Here is a 23587-nt window from a genome sequence, read left to right on the forward strand (position 1 = left end):
ATCCCGGTGCGATTGGCTTGTAGCAAATACTGGTTACATTTTGCCCAGCAAAATGTACGAGTCGGTCCACTCGATGCATGACTTGGACCATTGTCGCGATCGTCACGGGCTTGTCTGTCGGTTGTTTCTGTCTTTATCCGGGCACAATTGACGTCTGAATCGTTGGAAAAGCCACTGTTGCTGTAGTCCTTCTACGCAGAAGGTAGCTAAGCAGTGTCGCGGCCTACTACACTCGGGAATCTTTGATACACGGAGGTTTTGACATGCGGCGTGTGGTGTTCAATCAGAAAGGTGGCGTGGGCAAGTCCAGCATCGCCTGCAATCTGGCGGCAGTCAGCGCCAGCGAGGGCTATCGCACGCTGTTGGTGGACCTGGATGCCCAGGCCAACTCCACTCAATACCTGACTGGCCTGACCGGCGACGATATCCCCATGGGCATTGCCGACTTCTTCAAGCAGACCCTGTCGTCCGGGCCGTTCTCGAAAAAGAACAAGGTGGATATCTACGAAACGCCGTTCGACAACCTGCACGTGATCACCGCCACAGCTGAGCTGACGGACCTGCAGCCCAAGCTCGAGGCGAAGCACAAGATCAACAAGCTGCGCAAATTGCTCGAAGAGTTGGAGGAGGATTACGACCGGATTTACCTGGACACCCCGCCAGCGTTGAATTTCTATGCGGTTTCAGCGTTGATCGCCGCTGATCGGGTGCTGATCCCGTTCGACTGTGACAGCTTCTCCCGTCAGGCCTTGTACGGCCTGCTGGCGGAAATTGAAGAACTCAAGGACGACCATAACGAAGGCCTGGAAGTCGAAGGCATCGTGGTCAACCAGTTCCAGGCCCGTGCCAGCCTGCCGCAGCAGATTCTCGACGAACTGATCGCCGAAGGCCTGCCGGTATTGCCGGTGTACCTGAGCAGTTCGGTGCGCATGCGCGAATCCCACCAGGCCAGCCTGCCGCTGATCCACCTTGACCCGCGGCACAAGCTGACCCAGCAATTCGTGGAACTGCATGGGTTGCTGGAAAGCTGAGGGCTGGCCGCCGACCGTGGGCGATCAGCTGATTTTGCTCAGGTAGGGTGGCAAGTCCTGCTCCGGCACGACCGATAGCACCTTGAGGCGTTGCAGCATCCGTTGCCGGGCGCGTTGCAAATGCTCCTTGAGGTTCAGCGCGGCGGCGTCGAAGGCACCGTGTAGCAACAGTTCCAGTATCAGGCGGTGCTCGGCCAGCATGGCGGGGTCCGCGCCGATTCCCAGCAGCCGGGAAAAAATCCGGCTGATGATCATCGGGCTTTGGGCCTGGCGAATCAGTGCTGCCATTTTTCGATTTTGCAGGCCGCCGAGGCAGTGCTGGTGCAGGTCTTCCTCGATGCGCTGGATCGTCTCTTCCGAACAATGCTCAGCCTGTTGCGCTTGGGTTACCCGTTCCAGCATGGCTTGCAGTTGCTCGCGGCTCAGCCCTGGCGCACTTTGACGTAGCGCCTCAGGCTCCAGGCAGGCGCGCAGCTCATAATCTTCGGTGACTTCCCGGGCAGTGAGCGGGCCGGCCAGCCATTGTGAGTAAGGCTCTTTTTCCAGCAAGCCCCGGTCCCTCAGGCGCATCAAGGCTTCTCGCACCACGGCCCTGCTCACGCCGTAATGCTCGGCGGCGGCTTGTTCATCGAGGCGGTAGTGGCCGAAGGTAATGCAGGTCAGCAACGCGCTGCCGATTTCTTCGTGGATCCGCTCGCCCAGTGGTCGCGTGTCCACCCGTTCTTCGCCACGCGTCAGGCCAAGGTGAACATGGCTCAAGGGCAGGCGCAGCGGCTCGATATCCAAGCCCAGGGGATTGATCAAGTACCCACGCCCGTCAAAACGGCTGATCAACCGCTCTTCGTGCAACAAGTCCAGCGCCTTGCGCACCGGAACACGGCTGGTGCCGAACAGCTCCGCCAGCGGTGCTTCCAGTAGCACCAAGCCCTGCAGTGCGGTGCCCTCGGTGATTGCATCACGCAATACCTGATGAATCATCGCGTAGCGAGACGCGGTGCGCGGGTCTTGGGCTGGCGCTGCTTTCATCGATTCCTCTCGGCATGACGGCGATGGAGGGATTCTCTCACAGTGTCTTGTGTCACTGAGGATCACATTGGCGCGCCCTTTCGTGGGGCTCGCTCCATCAAAACGTTACTTTTATGCACCTAAATGTATCTTTTATAAAAATATACATTAGATAAGCATCCCATCTGGATGTTGACCAGGCCCCGCCCATCCAAACCGCCCACTCCGCTCTAAGCCGATGGTTCCAACGCCTATGGGGACTTTTGCGCTCGGCGAGTATGGACTGGGCAAGCGTAGCTGGCACGGAATCTGCTCAATCTAAAATGTACATTTTAATAATAGATACGTTTTTGGATGCCGCAGCCCATGAGCCCATTTTCCTCGCTGGATGCCATTGCACTCGCCGAAGCCTTCGCGTCAGGGCGCACCGATCCGGTCCAGGTGCTGGAACAAGCGCTGGAGCAAGCCGCTCGCGCCGAACACGTATTCGTGTCGCTGACCGACGCCCGGGCCCGGCGTGAAGCGCAGGCCTCGGCGGCGCGCTGGCGTGCCGGGCAACCGTTGAGCGGCTTCGACGGTGTACCGTTGGCTTGGAAGGACTTGTTCGATGTGGCCGGCAGTGTCACCACCGCGGCAGCGGCGGTGCGCCGGAACGCACCGCCCGCGCTGTTGGATGCCGCCAGTGTCAGCCTGCTCAGCCGGGCCGGCATGGTCTGCCTGGGCAAGACCAACCTCAGCGAGTTCGCCTATTCAGGGCTCGGCCTCAACCCGCACTTCGGCACGCCGGTCAACCCGTTCAGCGATGCACAACCGCGGATCCCTGGCGGCTCCTCCAGCGGTTCGGCGGTGGCGGTCGCGGCGGGCATCGTACCGATCTCCATGGGGACCGATACCGCCGGTTCGATCCGCGTCCCGGCGGCTTTCAACGCTTTGGTGGGGTTTCGCGCCAGTTCCCGTCGTTACAGTCGCGATGGGGTATTTCCTCTGGCCCACAGCATCGACAGCACCGGCCCGTTGACTCGCAGCGTGCGTGACGCCTGGATGATCGACGAACTGCTTCAGGGGCGCGACCCACGACAAGCGCCCCCGGTGCGCAGCCTGGCCGGGCAGCGTTTCTGGGTCGAGCAAGCGGTGCTGGAGGATGCCCGTGTCGAGGCCGCGGTGCGGGCCAATGTGCTGGCCGGTGTCCAGGCGCTGCGCACCGCTGGGGCGCTGGTGGAGATTCGGCCATTGCCGGCTTTCCAGGCCAGCCTTGCGCTGATCCGCGACCACGGCTGGCTGGGGGCCGCCGAGGCGTTCGCCTTGCATGAGGCCTTGCTCGACAGCGCCGATGCCGAACGTCTCGACCCGCGGGTACGCCGGCGTCTCGAAGCGGCGCGGCCCATGACCGCCAGCCAGGTGCTCAAGCTTTACGACGCGCGATCGACCTTGCAACGCCAACTCGTCGAGGAGCTCGACGGCGCGGTGCTGATCACGCCGACCGTGGCCCATGTCGCCCCGCCGCTGGCGCCTTTGGAGGCCGACGACGAACTGTTTGCCCGTACCAATCTCGCGACCCTGAGCCTGACGATGCCCGGCAGTTTGCTCGACATGCCCGGCGTCAACCTGCCCAGCGGCCGGGACAGCCAGGGGCTGCCCACAGGCCTGCTGCTCAGCGTGCCTCAAGGCGAGGATGCCCGGCTCCTGCGAATCGCGCGCTCGGTCGAAGCGACGCTGGCCAATTCCTGATTGATGTTTGAACAACCACCACAACCGGAGGCCGATCATGGCTAAAGATATTCTTTGTGCATTTGGGGTCGATGTAGACGCCGTGGCGGGCTGGCTCGGCTCCTACGGCGGTGAAGACTCACCCGACGATATTTCCCGCGGCCTGTTTGCCGGTGAAGTCGGCTCGCCGCGGCTGCTCAAGTTGTTCGAGCGCTACGGCCTGCGCACCACCTGGTTTATTCCCGGGCATTCCCTGGAGACCTTCCCCGAGCAGATGAAAGCCGTGGCGGATGCGGGCCACGAGATCGGCGTGCACGGCTATAGCCACGAAAACCCCATCGCGATGACCCCACAGCAGGAAGAGGCGGTGCTCGATAAATCCATCGAGTTGATTACCCAGGTGACCGGCAAGCGGCCTACCGGCTATGTCGCGCCCTGGTGGGAGTTCAGCAAAGTGACCAACGAGCTGCTGCTCAAGAAAGGCATCAAGTACGACCACAGCCTGATGCACAACGACTTCCATCCCTACTACGTTCGCGTCGGCGACAGCTGGACCAAGATCGACTACAGCCAGCACCCGGACACCTGGATGAAACCGCTGGTGCGTGGCCAGGAAACCGATCTGGTGGAGATCCCAGCGAATTGGTACCTCGACGACCTGCCGCCGATGATGTTCATCAAGAAATCGCCCAACAGCCACGGTTTCGTCAACCCGCGGCATCTCGAAGAGATGTGGCGCGACCAGTTCGACTGGGTCTATCGCGAACACGAGCATGCCGTGTTCACCATGACGATCCACCCCGACGTCTCCGGGCGTCCGCAGGTGCTGCTGATGTTGGAGCGCCTGATCGAACACATCCAGGGCCATGCCGGCGTGCGCTTTGTCACGTTCGATGAAATTGCCGACGACTTCATTCGCCGCAACCCCCGCAACCGCTGATCCGGCATTTATTCGAGGCGTGTTCTCATGTCCATCTACAACAAACTCGACCTGACTGGTTGGAAACCCGAGCAATTGACGCCGGCCCAGGTGCGCTTTGCCACCTGGATCGCTTTTTTTGCCTGGGTATTTGCGGTCTACGACTTCATTCTGTTCGGCACGTTGTTGCCGGAAATCGGCCGGCACTTCAATTGGAGCGAAGTCGAGCAAGCCGAAATCGCCACCTGGGTGGCGGTCGGCACGGCGGTGGTGGCGTTGGCCATCGGCCCGCTGGTGGACCGCTTGGGCCGGCGCATGGGGATCATCTTCACCGTCAGCGGCGCGGCGATCTGTTCGGCCCTGACGGCCATCGGCGGTGCCTGGGGCAAGTCCCCGTTGATCCTGATCCGTTCTCTCGGCGGGTTGGGTTACGCGGAAGAAACCGTCAATGCCACCTACCTGAGCGAGCTCTACGCCGCCTCCGATGACCCGAGGCTGGCCAAGCGCCGTGGCTTCATCTACAGCCTGGTGCAGGGTGGCTGGCCGGTGGGCGCGCTGACCGCGGCCGGATTGACCGCCGTGTTGCTGCCGACCATCGGCTGGCAGGGCTGCTTTATCTTTGCGGCGATCCCGGCCATCGTCATTGCGATCATGGCGCGCAAGCTCAAGGAAAGCCCGCAGTTCCAGATCCACCAGCGTATCGGCCAGTTGCGCAAAAGCGGCGCGGTCGCCGACGCCCAGGCAGTGGCGTCCACCTATGGCGTCGACTATGAGGAACACAGCAAGGCCGGCCTTGCATCGGCCTTTCGCGGCACGTCGCGGCGCGCGACACTGGTGATCGGCGCGGCGATCCTGCTCAATTGGGCGGCGATCCAGGTGTTCAGCGTGCTCGGCACGACGGTGATCGTCAGCGTGCACCATATCTCCTTCGAAAACTCGTTGATCATCCTGGTGCTCTCCAACCTGGTGGGCTACTGCGGTTACCTGAGCCATGGCTGGATGGGCGACAAGATCGGCCGGCGCAATGTCATCGCGTTGGGCTGGATGCTGGGCGGGCTGTCGTTTGCCGGCATGCTCTACGGTCCGAGCAACCTGCCGATGGTGGTCGGTCTCTACAGCCTGGGCCTGTTCTTCCTGATCGGGCCCTATTCGGCGGCGCTGTTTTTCATCGGTGAGAGTTTCCCCACCAGCATCCGCGCCACGGGCGGCGCGATTATCCATGCCATGGGGCCGATCGGCGCGGTGGTGGCCGGGTTCGGTGCGACCCAGGTGCTGGCGGCGGGGGGTAACTGGCAGACCTCGGCGCTGTACTTCGGCGCGCTGCCTTGTTTCCTCTCTGGCGCGCTGATGTTCGCGGCACGCCACGTCCGTCCAGAAACCGTGAAATAAGGAGGCGGCTCATGACTCGTAGAGTTGCATTGATTACCGGTGCCGCCAGCGGCATCGGCCAGGCGCTGGCCGTGGCGTATGCCCGTCACGGTGTGGCTGTGGCCGCCGGCTATCTGCCGGCGGACCCTCACGACCCGCAAGACACCCGCCGGCAAATCGAGGCGTTGGGTGGCGAATGCCTGATGCTGCCACTGGACGTCACCGACAGTCGTTCGGTGGATAACCTGGCCGAGCAGGCATTCAGCACTTTCGGGCGTCTTGATTACGCGGTGGCCAACGCCGGCCTGCTGCGCCGTGCGCCTCTGTTGGAAATGAGCGACGAGGCCTGGAACGCCATGCTCGATGTCGATCTGACCGGGGTGATGCGCACCTTCCGCGCCAGCGTTCGCTACATGAGCGAGGGCGGTGCGTTGGTGGCGATTTCTTCGATCGCCGGCGGTGTGTATGGCTGGCAGGACCACTCCCATTACGCCGCGGCCAAGGCCGGTGTGCCAGGGCTATGCCGTTCGCTGGCGGTGGAGCTGGCTGGGCAGGGCATTCGCTGCAATGCGGTGATCCCGGGCCTGATCGAGACGCCGCAGTCCTTGGACAGTAAAAATTCCCTCGGGCCCGAAGGCCTGGCCAAGGCAGCCCGAGGAATTCCGCTGGGGCGAGTCGGCCGGGCCGATGAGGTGGCGTCGCTGGTGCGGTTCCTGACCAGCGACGAGTCCAGCTACCTGACGGGCCAGAGCATCATCATTGACGGCGGCCTGACCGTGCGTTGGCCGGATTAAAGCCGGGCGTCACGGGTTTTGTTTTCAGTGATGGCCATCCCTGTTTGCCTTGGATCTGGAGGATTGTCCCATGCAACAACTGTTCAACCGCCGCGCCGTGATCACCGGCGCCGGCAGTGGCATCGGTGCCGCCATCGCGCGGGCTTATGCCGCGCAAGGCGCGCGCCTGGTGCTGACCGATCGCGATGCCGAGCGCTTGTCCGCCACCGCAAACGACTGTCGCGCACTGTCGGTCGAGGTGTACGAGTGCGTGGCCGATGTCGGCACGGTCGAAGGGGCCCAGGCTGGGGTCGATGCGTGCGTCGAGCAGTTCGGCGGTATCGATATCCTGGTCAACAACGCCGGCATGCTGACCCAGGCGCGCTGCACCGAGCTGAGCATCGACATGTGGAACGACATGCTCCGGGTCGACTTGACCAGCGTGTTCATCGCCAGCCAGCGAGCCTTGCCCCACATGCTGGCGCAGCGCTGGGGGCGGATCATCAACGTCGCCTCGCAATTGGGCATCAAAGGCGGGGCCGAGCTCAGCCACTACGCGGCGGCCAAGGCCGGGGTGATCGGTTTTACCAAGTCACTGGCCCTGGAAGTGGCCGCCGACAACGTGTTGGTCAATGCCATCGCTCCCGGGCCGATCGAAACACCGCTGGTGGCCGGCATCAGTGAAAGCTGGAAACAGGCCAAGTCCGCCGAACTGCCTTTGCGACGCTTCGGCTTGGCCACGGAAGTGGCGCCCACCGCCGTGCTGCTGGCCAGTGACCCGGGAGGCAACCTGTTCGTGGGGCAAACCCTGGGACCGAACGCCGGCGACGTCATGCCATGAAGGAGTGCTGAAGCATGTGTGGCTTGTGCGGTCTATTGGGCGAAGACGTGCATTGGAGCGATCCGTTGGGTGACGAACTGCCCCGACGTCGTGAACGGTTGCGCCGGATTTCGGCGATTAATCGCGTGTTGGCGCCGTTACGGCTCAAGGTCGAGGATTTCCAGGGCACGGCGTATCTGCTGCTGGGCGCCACCGGGCGGCAGGAACTGGCCAGCGGGCTCGACCAGTTGTGGAGCCTGGCCGAGTCGATGACGGGCCGCGCGGCGGATCCTCTCGACCCGGTCCTGCTCCAGTCTTTGGAGCCGGCCTCATGAGCATCGCCCTGAACGTCGTGACCGGGTTTCTCGGCAGTGGCAAGACCACCTTGCTCAACCGTCTGCTGCAAGACGAAAGCCTCGGTGACACAGCGCTGCTGATCAATGAATTCGGCGATATCGGCATCGATCACTTGTTGGTCCAGGAGGTGGCGCCGGACACGGTGTTGTTGCCCAGTGGATGCGTCTGCTGCTCCATTCGCGGCGAGTTGAAAGACGCGTTGCTCGGTCTGCTGGCGCGGCGTGACCGGGGCGAGATCCCGCCCTTTCGCCGGGTGATCCTGGAGACGACCGGGCTGGCCGATCCGGCGCCGATCCTGGCGACACTCAACAACGACGTGCAATTGCGCGGACGCTTTCATGTCGGCTTGGTGGTGACGCTGGTCGACGCCTGTCACGCCGAGTTGCAGGCGCGCATCCATCCGGAGTGGCTGGCCCAGGTGGCCGCCGCGGACCGCCTGCTGCTGAGCAAGACCGATCAGGCCGCTGCGCCATCTGTCAGCGCGTTGCGTCAACGGCTGCAAACGCTGAACCCGGGGGTGCCGCTGCTCGACACCCACGAAGTGCTCAGTGGCGATCAATTATTGTTGGGCGAAGGCCTGCGCGGCGCCACGCCTGAAGTCGAGGTGGCCCGATGGCAATTGCATCGTCCGCTGGGCCAGGTTACGCCGCACGGCGAGGCCCAGGTTTGCTGCCTGACCTTCGATCAGCCGCTGGACTGGATCGGCTTCGGAGTCTGGTTGTCGATGCTGCTAAGATGCCACGGCGAACGCATTCTTCGCGTCAAGGGATTGCTCAACGTGAACAGCCTCCAGGCCCCAGTCGTCATCCATGGCGTGCAGCATTGCCTGCACGCGCCGGTACATTTGCCCCACTGGCCCTGTGCCGAGCGCCAATCGCGGTTGGTATTTATTGTCAGGGGCCTGGACCCGGAGCGGTTGCGGCATTCGTTCGATGTCTTCGCCCGTTGCTTCGCCCCGGCGGTTGAGGTGAGCGCCTGATGACCCGTGGCACGCCCATCACGTTGCGGGTGCTTGGCACCTCCGTCACCTTGCTCGAATCCTTGCGGGTTCGCGCCGAACAGGAGCTTGGCATTCGCCTGGTCTATCAGGTCCACAGTGTCGAGCAGGCCCAGCGCATCGCGGTGATGCAACCGGACAGCTACGACCTGTACGACCAGTGGTTTCACAACGTTGATTTCGTCTGGCCGGCACGCGCGATCCAGCCCATCGACACCCGGCGCATCGCCCTGTGGCACGAGATCAACGACCTGCCCAAGCGCGGCCGGTTGTCCGCCGCGGATCGCCCGGTCAGCGGCAGCGTGCCCAATGAGCGCTTGTACGTGCAACACGACGGCAGCCTGGGCAGCACCGTCAGCGACTACATCAGCATGTTGCCGTTGACCCACAACGCCGACAGTTTTGCCTATCGCCCGGAACGCTTGCCCACGGGGTTTTCCCGTGACAACGAGAGTTGGGGCTGGCTGCTCGATCCGGCCTGGAGCGGGCGTACCGCGCTGCAAAGCGACGCGGCGATTGGTGCCATCGACGCGGCGCTGGCGATACAGGGCATGGGTTTGGCGTCGTTCAAGGACATCGGCAATCTCAGCATCGAGGAGATCGACAGCCTGGCCGACGTGTTGGTGCGCAAGCAGCGCGAAGGTCATTTCGCGGCGTTCTGGTCGGATGACGAACAGGCGGCGCAACTGATGCTCAGCCCGACCATCGACATCGAGAGCCTTTGGTCTCCGACCCTCATGCGCCTGCATCGGGCCGGGATCAAGTACCGCCTTGCCGTGCCCCGTGAAGGTTATCGCGCCTGGTTCGGTGGGTTGTCCGTGTCACGCCATGCCCGGGGAGCGGTGCTGGATGCCGCCTATGCGTTCCTTAACTGGTGGCTCTCGGGATGGCCTGGCGCGGTCATGGCGCGCCAGGGGTATTACATCAGCAACCCGCCCCGCAGCCGTGATCATTTGAGCGATGCCGAATGGGACTATTGGTACGCCGGCAAGCCGGCCCGTGAAGTGTTGCCAGGCAGCGATGGCGAACCGCTGATCGACATCGGCGAAATGCGTGACGGCGGTTCGTATGAGCAACGCATGGGCCATATCGCCGTGTGGAACTCGGTGATGGACGAGCACAACTACCTGGTGCGGCGTTGGGGGGATTTTCTGCGTGCTGCCAACAAAGGCCGCTGAGCATCAAATCCCCTGGCTGCGCAACCAGCTCATCAATTGCGGCAACGGAAACGCACCGCTCTGACGCGCCACTTCCCGGCCTTCCTTGAACAGAATCAGGCTGGGAATCGAGCGGATCCCCAACTGCGCCGACAGCTGCTGGTTGGCCTCGCTGTCAAGCTTGGCCAAGCGGCATTTGCCCGCCAACTGCGCGGCGGCCTGTTCGAACACCGGGGCGAAGGACTTGCACGGCCCACACCAATCGGCCCACACATCCACCAGCAACGGCAGGTCACCCTTGATCTGGCTAGCGTAGTCGCCTTGCTTGAGTTCGAACGGTTTGCTCAATAACACCTGGGCCTTGCAGCGTCCGCACTTGGGCTGGTCGCCGAGGCGTTCGGCAGGTATGCGGTTGAGCCCGTTGCAATGGGGGCAGGGGATCAGCATCAGGTCAGTCTCCCGGAAAAATCATTGGCACAGATTGAACACTATATAGAAACCAGCACAAAAACCTGTGGGAGCGAGCTTGCTCGCGATGGCGGTGTATCAGTCAATACTGCATCGACTGTCAGACCGCTATCGCGAGCAAGCTCGCTCCCACAAGGGTATATCGGTGAGGCTGTTACTTGGCGTTGGTCAGCGTGTTGTAGCTGGTCATCAGGTTGCGGTAGTCCGGGATGTGGTTGGAGAACAAGGTCGCCAGACCTTCCACATCGTTGCGCCAGTCGCGGTGCAGTTCACAGGCCAGGCCGAACCAGGTCATCAGTTGCGCACCGGAGGACGACATGCGGTCCCAGGCCGATTGACGGGTCAGTTCGTTGAACGTGCCGGATGCATCGGTGACCACGAACACGTCGAAACCTTCGGCCAGGGCCGACAGTGCCGGGAAGGCTACGCAGACTTCGGTGACCACGCCGGCGATGATCAGTTGCTTCTTGCCGGTGGCCTTGATCGCCTTGACGAAATCTTCGTTGTCCCAGGCGTTGATCTGGCCTGGGCGAGCGATGTACGGCGCGTCCGGGAACAGCGTCTTGAGTTCTGGCATCAGCGGGCCGTTGGGGCCGGTTTCGAAGCTGGTGGTGAGGATGGTCGGCAGTTGGAAGTACTTCGCCAGGTCGGCCAGGGCCAGCACGTTGTTCTTGAAGCGGTCCGGGTCGATGTCGCGGACCAGGGACAGCAGGCCGGCTTGGTGATCGACCAGCAGAACGGCGGCGTTATCTTTGTCGAGACGGTTGTAGGAAGTGGTCATGGCGTAGCCCTCATTAAGTTTTGGTTGCCGAAGGTTTCGGCGTGGTTAAGGTTTTTAATGTCGGTGTAGCGATTGATCGGTGACTCATCCGGTCGAAGCGCTCCGGCTTCAATCCGTGTTGCGTTTCGATGGGTGTAGATTAAAACTGGCACCTTTGATGCGCTAGACTGCAAAAATCCGCCTTAGCGTTCTATTTGGAGAACGATCATCGAAGACCTCAACACGCTGTACTACTTCACCCAGGTCGTGGAACACCGTGGGTTCGCCGCCGCCGGCCGGGCGCTGGACATGCCCAAGTCGAAGCTCAGCCGGCGTATCGCCCAGCTGGAAGAGCGACTCGGGGTGCGGCTGCTCCACCGCACCAGTCGTCATTGCACGCTGACGGAGATCGGCCAGGCCTATTACCAGCGCTGCCTGGCGATGCGGGTCGAGGCCGAGAGCGCGGCGGAAGTGATCGAGCGCAACCGTTCCGAACCCCAGGGGCTGGTGCGTATCAGTTGCCCGACGGCGCTGCTCAATAGTTGGGTCGGGCCGATGCTGACCCGCTACATGCTCAAGTATCCCCGGGTGGAGTTGTTCATCGAGAGCACCAACCGCCGGGTCGACCTGATTCATGAAGGGTTCGACATCGCCTTGCGGGTGCGCTTTCCGCCGCTGGAAAACACCGACATGGTCATGAAGGTGCTGAGCAACAGCACCCAATGCCTGGTGGGCAGCCCGGCTTACCTTGAGCGCTTGTCTTCACCCGCTTCGCCGGCGGACCTCAACGGCCTGCCGAGCGTGCATTGGGGTGGGGCGCAGCGGGAATATCAGTGGGAATTGTTCGGCCCGGACGGCAGCCGCGCATTGATCCGCCATGAACCGCGCATGGTCACCGACGACCTGCTGGCCCTGCGTCACGCGGTGCTGGCCGGCATCGGCGTCGCCCACTTGCCCACCGTGGTGGTGCGTGAAGACATAGCGGCTGGCCGGCTGGTGGAACTGGTGCCGGGCTGGACGCCCAAGTGCGGGATCGTCCACGCGATCTTTGCCTCACGACGCGGGTTGCTGCCGTCGGTGCGTACGCTGATCGATTTTCTGGCTGAGGAATTCAGTCACAGCGACATGGCGTAGGGCCGGGCCCGTTGGTTTATGCGAGTCAGTTAAATCTCAAGCCCGTGGGAGCAAAGCTTGCTCGCGATTGGGGTGAGCAGTCGACTACGCCATTGACGGGGCTGCCGCCATCGCGAGCAAGCTTCGCTCCCACAGGTTTTGTGTCGTTTGATCCTTAACTGACCGGCATTAGCCACCCAGGCTGCCATTCATCAGGTGCGTTGCACTCAACGCCCGCCAGGCCCTCAAAAAAATCACAACGTACCTGTTCGCAACCCGGAGGTCCCATGAGCAATCCTCAAGACCCAGACACCCCACAGGCCGTGGACAACCCCAACGACGACGGCTTCGTCCTCGGCACCGCCGGCCGCGACGAAGACCCCAACGCCGCCCCGGCCTACGCCATCGACCGCCGCCACGACCGGGATGAACTGACCCCCGAAGACGCCCGCGGCATGCCCGGCTATCCCGAGGAAAAACCAGCGGCCAAACCCAAGGAGAAGGGGGTTGAAGAGGCAGAGCCGGGGATCGAGACGCCTGAGCAGGGGAACGATAAGGTGGGGTGAGCAGGACTCATATCTGCTCACATTTCTTACCGAGACCTAAATCTTTTGGCGACTAGGCTGGAAACCAGCAAGAGCTAACCATTTGTCTAACTGGCGCTATCGCAATTTGCGATTCGCCAGATTTGTGTTTAACTTCCTCATAGCAAAATGCGATAAGGACGTTGCATGCATGTGATCACTGAGAAACGCATTTGGGAGGCCAAGGAGAAATGGCCACATTCAGCGAATGCGTTGGATCAATGGTATCGGCTGATCAAGCGCAATAGCCCGGCTGATTTCGCGGCGATGAAATCCATATTTCCGGCAACCGATAAGGTCGGTCCGCTGCATGTGTTTGACATCGGTGGAAACAAGTTGCGGCTGATTGCGGTGATTCGATACCGAGCACAGCGTCTGTATATCAAATGCGTGCTTGACCATCGGGAATACGACAGAGGCAAGTGGAAGGAGGAAAAGGGATGAGTGCACTGATCGAACAAGTCGCCGCCCATTGGGAGTTTGTGTCGCCCCTGCTGCGTAAGCCCAGGAGCGAAGAGGATTATGACCGATTGGCGAGTGCTCTTGATGAGCTGTTGGCGTTGGTGGGCGAAGACGAAACCCATCCTCTCATGAGCCTGGTGGATATTATCGGCGAATGGATCGAGGCATGGGACCAGCAGCACCGGCCAATGCCCAAGGCGAGCGGTGTCGAGGCGCTGCGTTACCTGATGCGTGAACATGGCATGAGCCAGAGCGACTTGCCGGGCGTTGGTACCCAGTCGGTGGTATCGGAGGTATTGAGCGGTAAGCGTCAGCTCAATTTGAGGCAGATCCGCTGGTTGGCCGAGCGCTTCGGTGTATCGGTGGAAACTTTCATTTGATGGTTCGGCACGCTCATCGTGGCGAGGGAGCTTGCTCCCGCTCGGCGGCGTAGCCGTCGTAAAACCGGTTGACGCGGTCTACCTGGCAGACCGCGTCGGTCCATCTTGGGGCGGCTGCGCCGCCCAGCGGGAGCAAGCTCCCTCGCCACAGGGTTAGCCATGCCCCCAAACAGTTATGTGTTGGGCGGGAAGGTGATTTCAGCCGAGGGGGCTTGGGTTACGACGAGCAACTGATCTCCAGGTGCTTGCCCCACTCCGGCGGACGTTGCGCGTAGCTGTCCATGCCCGGTTGCTCTTCGAACGGTTTGCTCAGCACGGTGTGCAGGCGGCGCACTTCGTCGTAGTCGCCTGACTCGGCGGCGTCGATGGCTTTCTGTGCCAGGTAGTTGCGTAGCACGTACAGCGGGTTGACGGCGTGCATGCGCGCGCGGCGTTGGTCTTGATCGACGGTGCCTTCGCGGTTGACACGAGCCACGTAAAGCTCGCCCCAGGCATCGAAGCCCTTGAGGTCGACAAAGTCATCGCGCAGGGTCGCGACGGCCTGCTCGGGGGATTGGTCGCCCAGTCGGCGGAAGAACAGGCTGTAGTCGACGCCGCTGTTCTGCATCAGTTGCAGCAAGCGCTCCAGCAGTTTCTGGTCGTCTTCTTCGGCGCAGGTCAGGCCGAGGCGGCGGCGCATCAGGTCCAGGTAATGGGCCTGGTACAGCGGCAAGTACAACCCGAGGGTCTCACGCAGGGCGTCGACGCTGATGAAGGGCGTCAGGGCCTGGGCCAGGGCGCTGAGGTTCCATTGGCCGATGGGCACCTGGTTGCTGAAGGAGTAGCGGCCCTGGTCATCGGAGTGGTTGCAGATGAAGTTGGCATCGAAGTCGTCGAGGAAGGCGAACGGTCCGAAGTCGAAGGTGATGCCCAGGATCGACATGTTGTCGGTGTTCATCACGCCATGGCAGAAACCGTAGGCTTGCCATTTGGCAATCAGCTCGGCGTTGCGCTCGACGATTTCGCGGAACATCGCCAGGTACGGCTCCGGTTGCTCGCGGCACTCGGCAAAATGCAGGTTCAACACGTGCTCGGCCAGGGCCGCCTGCAGTTCGGGTTTCTTGGTGTAGTAGAAGTATTCGAAATGCCCGAAGCGCACATGGCTGGGGGCCAGGCGCAGCACCATGGCGGCGCGTTCCTGCTTTTCCCGCCACACCGGGGTGTCCGAGCCGATCACGCACAAGGCCCGGGTGGTGGGAATACCGAGGGCGTGCAGGGCTTCGGAGGCGAGGAATTCGCGGATCGAGGAACGCAGCACCGCACGCCCGTCGCCCATCCGTGAAAACGGCGTCTGGCCGGCACCCTTGAGGTGCAGGTCCCAGTGCTCGCCCGCCTCGTTGTACACCTCGCCCAGCAGCAATCCTCGACCGTCGCCCAGTTGTGGGTTGTAGTGACCGAACTGATGCCCGGAATACACCATCGCCCGTGGCTCGGTTTCGGCCCAGAGCTTGTGGCCGCCAAAGATCTCGGCGAACAGCGGTGCCTGGGCTTCTGCCGGGTCCAGGTCCAGCAACGCCATGGCCGCCGGGCTGGCGACCACCAGCCGTGGATTGTCGATGGGCTCGGGCAGCACGTGGGTCGAGAAACCGTCGCCCAGGCGGGCGAAACGGTTATCGAAGGTCAGGGTTTCCAGCGTTTTCATGGCCGTCTCCGGCGGGACGCCCGCAGGCAACCCGCGATCAGTCGAGTGTGCCTTGCGGCGGCTCAGGCACCGGCTTGATGCTGGCGACAGCCGACGGCACGGGCGTGATGGTCTTTTTGTCGGGCTCGGCAGGCACCAGTTTGTACTCCTGGCCTTGCATGTTCTTCAGATAGATTTCCATCTGCCGGAAGGAGATGTTGATGTGCTCCTTCTTGAATTCCCGATTGATGAAGCGGTTGATTTCGTCCAGCACCGGGTTGCGGTCACCGAGGTCGCGCACGTGCATGCGCAACTCATGGTCCAGGGTACTTTCACCGAAGTTCAGGAAGTACACGATCGGTTCCGGTTCCTTCAGCACCCGAGGGTTGTCGCGGGCGGCCTTGAGCAGCAACTCACGCACCAGGTCCAGGTCCGAGCCGTAGTCCACGCCCAGTTTCAGGGTTACCCGGGTGACGGTGTCGGTCAGCGACCAGTTGATCAGTTGCCCGGTGATGAACGTCTTGTTCGGGACGATGATGTCCTTGCGGTCGAAGTCGGTGATGGTGGTCGCACGAATGCGGATCTTGCTCACCGTGCCCGACAGGTTGCCGATGGTGATGGTGTCGCCGATGCGCACCGGGCGCTCGAACAGGATCATGATCCCGGAGATGAAGTTGGCGAAGATCTCCTGCATGCCGAAGCCCAGGCCCACCGACAGCGCGGCCACCAGCCATTGCAGTTTGTCCCAGCTCACGCCCAGGGTGGACAGGGTGGTGACGAAACCGACGCCGGCGATCACATAGGACAGCAGCGTGGTGGTGGCATAGGCACTGCCCTGGGCCAGGTTCAGCTTCGACAGCACGAACACTTCCAGCAGCCCCGGCAGGTTGCGCGCCAGGGCGAAGGTGATGCCGATGATGATCAGCGCCCCGAGCATGTCGCCGATGCTGATGGGCACCATGCTCATGTTGGCGCCGGTGCCGCTGGTGTATTCGTAGAGGGTGATGTTGTCCAGGTACGAGAACACGCTGATCAGGTCCGACCAGACCCAATACAGCGCGGCGATGAAACCGCCCAGCAGGGCCAGGCGGATCAGGCGCAGGGACTGTTCGTTGACCTTCTCGATGTCCAGCGTCGGCTCCTCGACCACCGCTTCGCCATCGCCGGCTTCCTTGGCCGCCTGGCGCTTGGCCAGGGCGCGCTGGTAGGCCAGGCGCCGCGCCGCCACCGACAGGCCGCGGACGAAGGTCGCCTCGATCACCAGCCAGAACATCAGCAGGTACAGGGTATTGATCAAACGGTCGCTGAGCTTCAGCGCGGTGTAGTAGTAGCCAAAGCACACCGCCACGAACAGCGCGATTGGCAGCGCGGTGAACAGCACCCCGACGGCCTTGCGGAACAGCGAGGTGTTCCTGTGCGTCGGGCTGCTGAGCAACAGGCGGCTGAGCAACCACGCCATCAGTGCGTAGCAGGTCAGCACCACCGGCATGCCGAGCACGTCATCGGCCAGGGTCGCGGGTTGCAACTCGGCCACGGCCACCACGGCCACCAACGCCAGCACCACCAGCCCGAGGCGGCGGATCCAGCCCTGGAGGAATTCGACCTGGGGTTTCTCCCAGCGGAAATGCAATTCGGCCACGCCGCCCGGCGACAACACTCGATAGGCGGTGTAGAACACCAGCCAGGCCTGGCCGATCTGCAGCAGCGCCGCGCCGAGGTTGGCGTTCTGGCCGCGGGCGTCGATCTGCAAGGCATAGCCGCAGAGGGTCAGCGCCAGGGCTACCGGCATGGCCAGCAGGATATTGATCAGGATCGCCTGAGGGGTGTGCCACTGGCTGTCGCGCTTGAAGTGGCCGACGTCTTGGTGAACCTTGTTCAGGCGCGCATAGAGATGCTTGCGCCGCCACAGCAGCGCACCGATCAGCAGCGCCAGGGGCAGGAACAGCAGCGGCCGCTGGGTCAGGCCATCGGCCAGCTCGCTGAGGCTGGAGGCCCAGGGCAACGAGTCGATCTGTTTTTCCAGGCGCGTCGGTACGGCACGCATCCATTCGAAATCCAGCGGTTTATTGCTGGGAATCCAGAACATCTGCTCTTCGAGGGTCGCCCGCAGGTTCTGGGCGGTGCTGAGCAGTTGTTTCTGGTTGAGCTGCAAGGTGATGGATTCGTTGAGCACCGCGCTCAATTCGCGGTTCAGCCGTTCCAGCAGGTCGACGCGGGTCAGGGCCAGTTCCAGCAAGGTCTTGCGCAGCTGCGGGGTGACTTGTTCCGAGGGCTGGGAGGCCAGCAGGCTGTCGACGTAGGCGCTGGGGTTGTTCAGCAGTTCACGTTGCTGGCTGACTTCGAACTGGTACAGGCGGATGTCGGCGATCTGGTCGGCCAGGTTCTGGTCGAGCTTGAGGCGCGGCAGGGTCTGGCGCTGCTTGTAGAGAATCTTGGAGAGCAGCAGGCTGCCCTTGAGCACGCTGATCTGCTCGTCCAGGGCCGCGTCGGTCTGGGTCACGCTGTCCAGCAGTTGCTTGGTCTGCAGGTTCTGCTGGGTGACCTCGTTGAGGCGGTCGGTGCTTTTGAGCAGGTAGTCGGAGAGCTTCAGGTTGGCCGCGCTTTCGGTCGCCAGCAAGCTGCTGCCACCGGCCTTCTGGGCTTCGATGGATTGCTGGGTCACCGTCTCCTGGGATTGGGCCAGGCGCTTCTGGTTGATCAGGTTCTGCAGGTCCTGGATTTCCTGCTCCATGCGGGCGATTTTTTCCATCAGCAGATCGTGCTGGCCGTTGCCCAGGTCCTGCAGTTGGCTGTTGCCGGCCAGTTCCTGACGGCGCAACGGGATCAGTGCATTGAGCGCTGCCAACTCGGCGTTGAGCTGGTCGCGTTGCTCGCCGCTCAGGGTCTTGCCGGCATCCCGGCCGGCCTTGAGGATGGTATTGATCTGCTGGATGCGGGTCTGGCTGCTGGAAATTTCCGCCTGGGCACGTTCGGGACGGGTCTGGGCGGTGATGATCAGGCTATTGGCATCGGCCAGGGCTTTTTGCAGATCACCCTGCTGGGTGGAGCGATCCGTGAGCATTTGCTCGAGCTGGGGAATCGGCAGGTTGGCGTAGCGCTGCGCCACCGGCACCACCGTGGTGCCCTTGAGCCGCGCCAGTTCGCGCTGGTTCTCGATGTTCTGCTTGGGCGCAGTGGCCAGTTGCTGCTTGAGCGCCTGCAGCTTCTGCTCGTAGTCGGCCTTGTTGTTGAGCTGGGTCAGCGTGCTCTGCAAGACGGCCTGCAGGGCTTTCTGGTCGGCTTCCGGCAGTTTGCGGTCGGCGATCTTGTCCAGGCTGGCCTGCACCGAAGCGCTGGTGGGAAGATCAGCGGCTTGCAGCGTGCAGATGGAGAGACTCAGGCCCAGCAGGGCGGTGGCGAAAAAGGAGCGCAGGGTAGGCATAGAGACCGGTCAAGCAAGTGAGAGTGGGAGCAGTTTAGAGGAACAAGCCGGGACCCGGGCGACTTCCTTCGGGGAATCTGACGCCCACTTTGCCGATCTTGTTCCCGTCCATGGCCGCGACGGTCCACAGGGTGTTGTTCCAATCCACCTGGTCGCCGACCACTGGCGCGCCGCCCACTTTCTGGGCGATGAAGCGGCCCAGGGACATGTCCGGATCGATGCCGTCCAGCTTCAACCCGTACAGCGCGGCAACCGCGGCCAGCTGGGCGTCTCCTTCGAGTACGAAGTCACCGAAGAAGCGCAGATCCAGGCCCCGTTGCGGCGCCTGGCTGAACAGTTTTCCAAGGGCCGGCAAATCGTGTTCATGGCCGATAACACACAGTAAATCATCGACTTCCAACACCGTACTACCCGACGGATGGAGCAGTTGCTGGCCACGAAACAGGGCGGCGATGCGGGTGCCTTCCGGCATTTTCAAGTCCCGCAGGGGCGAGCCGATGCACCATTTTTCCGCGCCCAGGCGATAAATGAACAGCTCCCACTCGCTGGTGACGTGCACTTCCAGCGCGGCTCGGGAAATCGGCAGCGGCTCGGGCGGGACGGTCACGTGCAGCAACTTGGCGACCCATGGCAGGCTCGTGCCCTGTACCAGCAGCGAGACCAGCACGATAAAGAACGCCAGGTTGAAATAGAGCTGGGCGTGGGGCAGGCCGGCCATCAACGGGAACACGGCCAGGATGATCGGCACCGCGCCGCGCAGGCCGACCCAGGAAATGAAGGCTTTCTCGCGACCATGGAACGCCTTGAACGGCAGCAGGCCCACTATGACCGACAACGGACGGGCAAACAGGATCATCCACAGCGCCAGGCCCAGGGCCGGCAGGGCGATCGGCAGCAGGTCGTGGGGCGTGACCAGCAGCCCCAGCACCAGGAACATGCCGATCTGGGCCAGCCAGGCCATGCCATCGAGCATGTGCAGGATGCCGTGGCGGCTGCGCACCGGACGGTTGCCGATCACCAGGCCGCACAGGTACACCGCCAGGAAGCCGCTGCCGTGCAGGGCGTTGGTCAAGGCGAACACGGCCAGGCCGCCGCTGATGACGAGGATCGGGTAGAGGCCGTTGGCCAGATTGATGCGATTGACCAGCTGCAGCATCAGCCAGCCACCGCCCAGGCCGAGTACCGAGCCAATGCCGAACTCACGCAACAGGTGCCCGAGCAGGCTCCAGTGCAAGCCGGTTTCGCCACTGGCGAGCATGCCGATCAGGGTGACGGTGAGGAACACCGCCATGGGGTCGTTGCTGCCGGACTCGATCTCGAGGGTGGCGCTGACCCGCTCGTTGAGGCCCTTGCCGCCCAGCAGCGAGAACACCGCCGCGGCATCGGTCGAGCCGACGATGGCACCGATCAGCAGGCCCTGGATCAGGTTCAGATTGAACAGCCAGGCCGCCGCCAATCCGGTCAGCCCGGTGGTGATCAACACACCGACCGTGGCCAGGGACAACGCCGGCCACAGCGCCACGCGGAAGCTCGAGACCCGCGTGCGCAAGCCGCCGTCCAGCAGGATGACGGCCAAGGCGAGGTTGCCGACCAGATAAGCCGTGGCGTAGTTATCGAAAAGAATACCGGCGCCGTCGACACCGGCCACCATGCCCACGGCCAGGATGATCACCAGGATCGGGATGCCCAGGCGGGACGAAAGAGAACTGACCAGGATGCTCGCACCTACCAGCAACGCGCCGATCAAGAACAGGCTGTTGATGGTCGCTGCAGTCAAAGGCGTTACTCCGGGAAAACTGAGGGGCGGGCACAGACTGACCATGCAGTCTGCGTGCCAGCGATTCTAACCTGTTGAAATGTGATGCTGTCAAAAAAGGTTTGGGATTGGGGTACAAGGCAGCAATACCGTGGCGAGGGAGCTTGCTCCCGCTCGGCTGCGAAGCAGTCGTCGCTTTTGAGATGCTGGGGCCGCTTCGCAGCCCAGCGGGAGCAAGCTCCCTCGCCACCAAAGCTGGAGGGTTGATCGCTCACGGTCTGTGGACGATCAACCGTTACGCGGATTAAAGGCTGAACCGCCCGACCATGCTGTTCAAGTCCACGGCCAGGCGCGACAGTTCGGCGCTGGCGGCGGTGGTCTGGTTGGCGCCGGTGGCCGATTGCACCGACAGGTCGCGGATGTTCACCAGGTTGCGGTCCACTTCACGGGCTACCTGGGCCTGTTCCTCGGCGGCGCTGGCGATCACCAGGTTGCGTTCGTTGATCTCGACGATGGCCGTGTTGATGGTGTCCAGGGACAGGCCGGCGCCGCGGGCGATGTTCAGGGTCGACTCGGCGCGCTCGGTGCTGTTGCGCATCGAGTCCACGGCGTGTTCGGTGCCGCTCTGGATGCTGCCGATCATGCGTTCGATCTCGCTGGTCGACTGCTGGGTACGGTGGGCCAGGGCGCGGACTTCGTCGGCCACCACGGCAAAACCACGACCGGCCTCACCGGCACGGGCGGCTTCGATGGCGGCGTTCAGAGCCAGCAGGTTGGTCTGGTCGGCCAGGCCGCGGATCACGTCCAGCACTTTGCCGATATCGCGGGACTCATTGGCCAGGTTACCGATCAGCGTGGCGGTGCTTTGTACGTCGGCACTCATGCGTTCGATGGCACCGACGGTTTCCTGCACCAGGTCGCGGCCGTCGCCAGCGGATGTGGTGGCGTGTTTCGACGCTTCCGACGTGCTGACCGCATTGCGTGCGACCTCTTCCACGGCGCTGGTCATTTCGTTGACCGCTGTCGCGGCCTGTTCGATTTCGTTGTTCTGCTGGGTCAGGCCCCGGGCGCTTTCGTCAGTGACGGCGTTGAGCTCTTCGGCCGCCGACGCCAGCTGTGTGGCCGAGCCGGAGATCCGTTGCAAGGTATCGCGCAGTTTTTCCTGCATGGTCGACATCGCCCGCAGCAGGCGACCGGCTTCGTCGCTGCCGTCAACGGTGATCGGCCGGGTCAGGTTGCCCTTGGCGATTTCTTCGGCGGCATCCAACGCGTTGGCGATCGGCTTGGTGATGCTGCTGGTCAGCAGCCAGGCGAACAGCAGGGTCAGGCCGGTGGCGATGACCAGCAGGGTGACCGCCCAGTTGAAAGCGCTTGAATATTGTTGCGCCGCGCCCTTATTGAGCGCCTCGGCTTGCAGGTTGTTGATCTCCACCAAGTGGTCGATTGCGGCATTGATGGCATCTGAGTTGCTCAGCAGTTCAGTGTTGAGCAGCGCCCGCAGTTCATCGACCTGATTATTTCGCGACAGGGTTTTCATGCGCTCTTCGAGCTGACGGTACTGCCCGAGCAGTTGCACATACTGATCGTATGCGGCCCGTTCGTCCGGGGCGCTGATGAGCTTTTCGTAGGTAGTCTGGGTCGCGCGGATCTGCTGGCTGCGTTGTTCGAGCAGATCGTAGGTTTTCTGTTGGATGTCCGGCTCGCGGTTGACCAGCAAGCGATAGGACAAAACGCGCAGGCGCAGGGTGAGCTGGGTGAACTCATTCAGGGCCTTGATGCTGGGTACGCTGTTCTGGGCGATGCTTTCGCCGGACGTGCGGATTTTGCTCATCTGGGTCAGGGCAAACACCCCAAGGACCAGCATCAGGGCGCCGATCAGGGCAAACCCCAGGAACGCCCGCGGCGCGATGTTCATATTACGTAGGGACATGGAAAGTACCGAGAGAGGCGCGTCCGTGCGGGACTGTGGCTGGTGTTAACTGACTTATCGGTCATACGACTGAAGTCTTGAACGGGATCCTTGCTTTTGCCGCAGAACCACCCTGGAATGCGACGAAGGGTAGGAACCAGACTGCCCCTTCACAGTCTTTACCACTCGCCAGCGAAGCACCGCCGCTGGTAAAGCGTGGCATCGGCGGTGACTTTTCTTTATCGTACGCGCCCCTTGGAAAAGCCTGGAAATCAATATGTTGGAAACATCCCTCAGCCAACTGGAGCAACTGGTCAACGACCTGGTGCAACAGAACCTGCACCTTACCGGCCTGAACGAAACCCTGAGCGCCGAACTTGCCAGGGCCAAGGATGAAAACGAAAGCCTGCAACTGAGCCTGATGGAACAGGAAGAACTGCACGGCGCCACCGCCGCCCGCATCCAGGCCCTGATCGAGCGCGCCAGCGCCGGTCCTGTCAGCGCATGAAGCACGGCGCCGATGGGGTGACGGTCATCTCGATCCTGGGAGAAGACTATTCAATCAAAGCGCCGGCCGGGCAGGAGCAGGCCCTGTTGGACGCGGCTTCGATGCTCAAGGCCGCACTGGCCGACACGAAAAGGAAATACCCGACGCTGATCGGTGATCGCCTGCTGGTATTGGCGGCCATGAACCTGTGTTCGCAACAGATCGAAATGCAGAAGAGCCATCAGGCGGAACTCGACCGTTACCAAGAGCAAGTCAGCGCCACGGTCGAGGTGATTGCCAAGACGATCCAGCAGGCCTGAAACCGTTAACGAATGTTGACGGTGGGGCTTGTGTGGGAGCGAGCTTGCTCGCGATGGCGTCAGCACAGCTGCCTGTGTGTTGGCTGAAACACCGCTATCGCGAGCAAGCTCGCTCCCACAGTGGAACGGTGGT

The 23587-nt window shown here is 62.4% G+C and carries 22 protein-coding genes; 15 read left to right on the plus strand and 7 right to left on the minus strand.

Features of this window, described 5'->3' with window-relative positions:
• Positions 1–263: 263 nt before the first annotated feature.
• On the plus strand, positions 264–1031 hold the full coding sequence (locus tag J4E63_RS22630) for a ParA family protein (protein WP_063323262.1): 768 nt from the start codon (positions 264–266) through the stop codon (positions 1029–1031).
• 24 nt (positions 1032–1055) lie between these two features.
• Here the strand turns inward: J4E63_RS22630 and J4E63_RS22635 are convergent, their stop codons facing one another.
• On the minus strand, positions 1056–2057 hold the full coding sequence (locus J4E63_RS22635) for a GntR family transcriptional regulator (protein WP_207283419.1): 1002 nt from the start codon (positions 2055–2057) through the stop codon (positions 1056–1058).
• 345 nt (positions 2058–2402) lie between these two features.
• Between J4E63_RS22635 and J4E63_RS22640 the strand changes: the two genes are divergently transcribed.
• The 8 genes from J4E63_RS22640 to J4E63_RS22675 all read left to right on the plus strand — a co-directional run bounded on the left by J4E63_RS22640 (position 2403) and on the right by J4E63_RS22675 (position 10155).
• Positions 2403–3764: an amidase gene (locus J4E63_RS22640; protein WP_207283420.1), complete on the plus strand. Its 1362-nt coding sequence runs from the start codon at positions 2403–2405 to the stop codon at positions 3762–3764.
• 37 nt (positions 3765–3801) lie between these two features.
• Complete coding sequence (locus J4E63_RS22645) at positions 3802–4683, plus strand: polysaccharide deacetylase (RefSeq protein ID WP_207283421.1); 882 nt, start codon at positions 3802–3804, stop codon at positions 4681–4683.
• A gap of 27 nt (positions 4684–4710) precedes the next feature.
• Entirely contained in the window at positions 4711–6051 is a 1341-nt protein-coding gene (locus tag J4E63_RS22650) for an MFS transporter (RefSeq protein ID WP_060739505.1), read from the plus strand.
• Between the two features lie 11 nt (positions 6052–6062).
• Positions 6063–6824 carry an SDR family NAD(P)-dependent oxidoreductase gene (locus J4E63_RS22655; protein WP_207283422.1) on the plus strand — a complete coding sequence of 254 codons (762 nt, stop codon included), beginning with the start codon at positions 6063–6065 and terminating at the stop codon, positions 6822–6824.
• 70 nt (positions 6825–6894) lie between these two features.
• Positions 6895–7644 carry an SDR family NAD(P)-dependent oxidoreductase gene (locus J4E63_RS22660; RefSeq protein WP_207283423.1) on the plus strand — a complete coding sequence of 250 codons (750 nt, stop codon included), beginning with the start codon at positions 6895–6897 and terminating at the stop codon, positions 7642–7644.
• A gap of 14 nt (positions 7645–7658) precedes the next feature.
• Positions 7659–7958: a hypothetical protein gene (locus tag J4E63_RS22665; protein ID WP_207283424.1), complete on the plus strand. Its 300-nt coding sequence runs from the start codon at positions 7659–7661 to the stop codon at positions 7956–7958.
• A complete protein-coding gene (locus J4E63_RS22670) occupies positions 7955–8959 on the plus strand; it encodes a GTP-binding protein (protein ID WP_207283425.1) in 1005 nt (334 codons plus the stop codon). The genes J4E63_RS22665 and J4E63_RS22670 overlap by 4 nt, the downstream gene beginning before the upstream one ends.
• Complete coding sequence (locus J4E63_RS22675; RefSeq protein ID WP_207283426.1) at positions 8959–10155, plus strand: PotD/PotF family extracellular solute-binding protein; 1197 nt, start codon at positions 8959–8961, stop codon at positions 10153–10155. The genes J4E63_RS22670 and J4E63_RS22675 overlap by 1 nt, the downstream gene beginning before the upstream one ends.
• A gap of 3 nt (positions 10156–10158) precedes the next feature.
• Here the strand turns inward: J4E63_RS22675 and trxC are convergent, their stop codons facing one another.
• A complete protein-coding gene (trxC, locus tag J4E63_RS22680) occupies positions 10159–10581 on the minus strand; it encodes a thioredoxin TrxC (protein WP_060739499.1) in 423 nt (140 codons plus the stop codon).
• Between the two features lie 175 nt (positions 10582–10756).
• A complete protein-coding gene (ycaC, locus tag J4E63_RS22685; protein WP_025211469.1) occupies positions 10757–11383 on the minus strand; it encodes an isochorismate family cysteine hydrolase YcaC in 627 nt (208 codons plus the stop codon).
• Positions 11384–11590: 207 nt separating this feature from the next.
• On the opposite strand from ycaC, the gene J4E63_RS22690 reads away from it, so the two are divergent.
• From J4E63_RS22690 to J4E63_RS22705, 4 genes are all read left to right on the plus strand, one after another.
• A complete protein-coding gene (locus J4E63_RS22690) occupies positions 11591–12496 on the plus strand; it encodes a LysR family transcriptional regulator (protein WP_207283799.1) in 906 nt (301 codons plus the stop codon).
• A 266-nt stretch (positions 12497–12762) separates the two neighbouring features.
• Positions 12763–13041, plus strand: a complete 279-nt coding sequence (locus tag J4E63_RS22695) for a hypothetical protein (RefSeq protein ID WP_060739497.1) — start codon at positions 12763–12765, stop codon at positions 13039–13041.
• Positions 13042–13206: 165 nt separating this feature from the next.
• On the plus strand, positions 13207–13503 hold the full coding sequence (locus J4E63_RS22700; RefSeq protein WP_053117759.1) for a type II toxin-antitoxin system HigB family toxin: 297 nt from the start codon (positions 13207–13209) through the stop codon (positions 13501–13503).
• On the plus strand, positions 13500–13901 hold the full coding sequence (locus tag J4E63_RS22705; RefSeq protein ID WP_092253088.1) for a type II toxin-antitoxin system HigA family antitoxin: 402 nt from the start codon (positions 13500–13502) through the stop codon (positions 13899–13901). The genes J4E63_RS22700 and J4E63_RS22705 overlap by 4 nt, the downstream gene beginning before the upstream one ends.
• A gap of 217 nt (positions 13902–14118) precedes the next feature.
• On the opposite strand, the gene selO is transcribed toward J4E63_RS22705, so the two are convergent.
• From selO to J4E63_RS22725, 4 genes are all read right to left on the minus strand, one after another.
• On the minus strand, positions 14119–15582 hold the full coding sequence (selO, locus tag J4E63_RS22710) for a protein adenylyltransferase SelO (protein WP_207283427.1): 1464 nt from the start codon (positions 15580–15582) through the stop codon (positions 14119–14121).
• Between the two features lie 37 nt (positions 15583–15619).
• Positions 15620–18982: a mechanosensitive channel MscK gene (mscK, locus tag J4E63_RS22715; protein WP_207283428.1), complete on the minus strand. Its 3363-nt coding sequence runs from the start codon at positions 18980–18982 to the stop codon at positions 15620–15622.
• 34 nt (positions 18983–19016) lie between these two features.
• Positions 19017–20759, minus strand: coding sequence for a potassium/proton antiporter (locus tag J4E63_RS22720; protein WP_060739492.1), 1743 nt, complete (start codon positions 20757–20759; stop codon positions 19017–19019).
• 283 nt (positions 20760–21042) lie between these two features.
• Complete coding sequence (locus J4E63_RS22725; protein WP_207283429.1) at positions 21043–22668, minus strand: methyl-accepting chemotaxis protein; 1626 nt, start codon at positions 22666–22668, stop codon at positions 21043–21045.
• Positions 22669–22924: 256 nt separating this feature from the next.
• On the opposite strand from J4E63_RS22725, the gene J4E63_RS22730 reads away from it, so the two are divergent.
• On the plus strand, positions 22925–23155 hold the full coding sequence (locus J4E63_RS22730) for a hypothetical protein (RefSeq protein ID WP_053117769.1): 231 nt from the start codon (positions 22925–22927) through the stop codon (positions 23153–23155).
• A complete protein-coding gene (locus J4E63_RS22735) occupies positions 23152–23454 on the plus strand; it encodes a cell division protein ZapA (protein ID WP_060739489.1) in 303 nt (100 codons plus the stop codon). Before J4E63_RS22730 ends, J4E63_RS22735 begins: the two co-directional genes overlap by 4 nt.
• Positions 23455–23587: the final 133 nt, after the last annotated feature.

Origin of the sequence: Pseudomonas sp. FW300-N2F2, assembly GCF_017351655.1 — a bacterium.
In the GTDB taxonomy this organism is placed as follows: domain Bacteria; phylum Pseudomonadota; class Gammaproteobacteria; order Pseudomonadales; family Pseudomonadaceae; genus Aquipseudomonas; species Aquipseudomonas fluorescens_AA.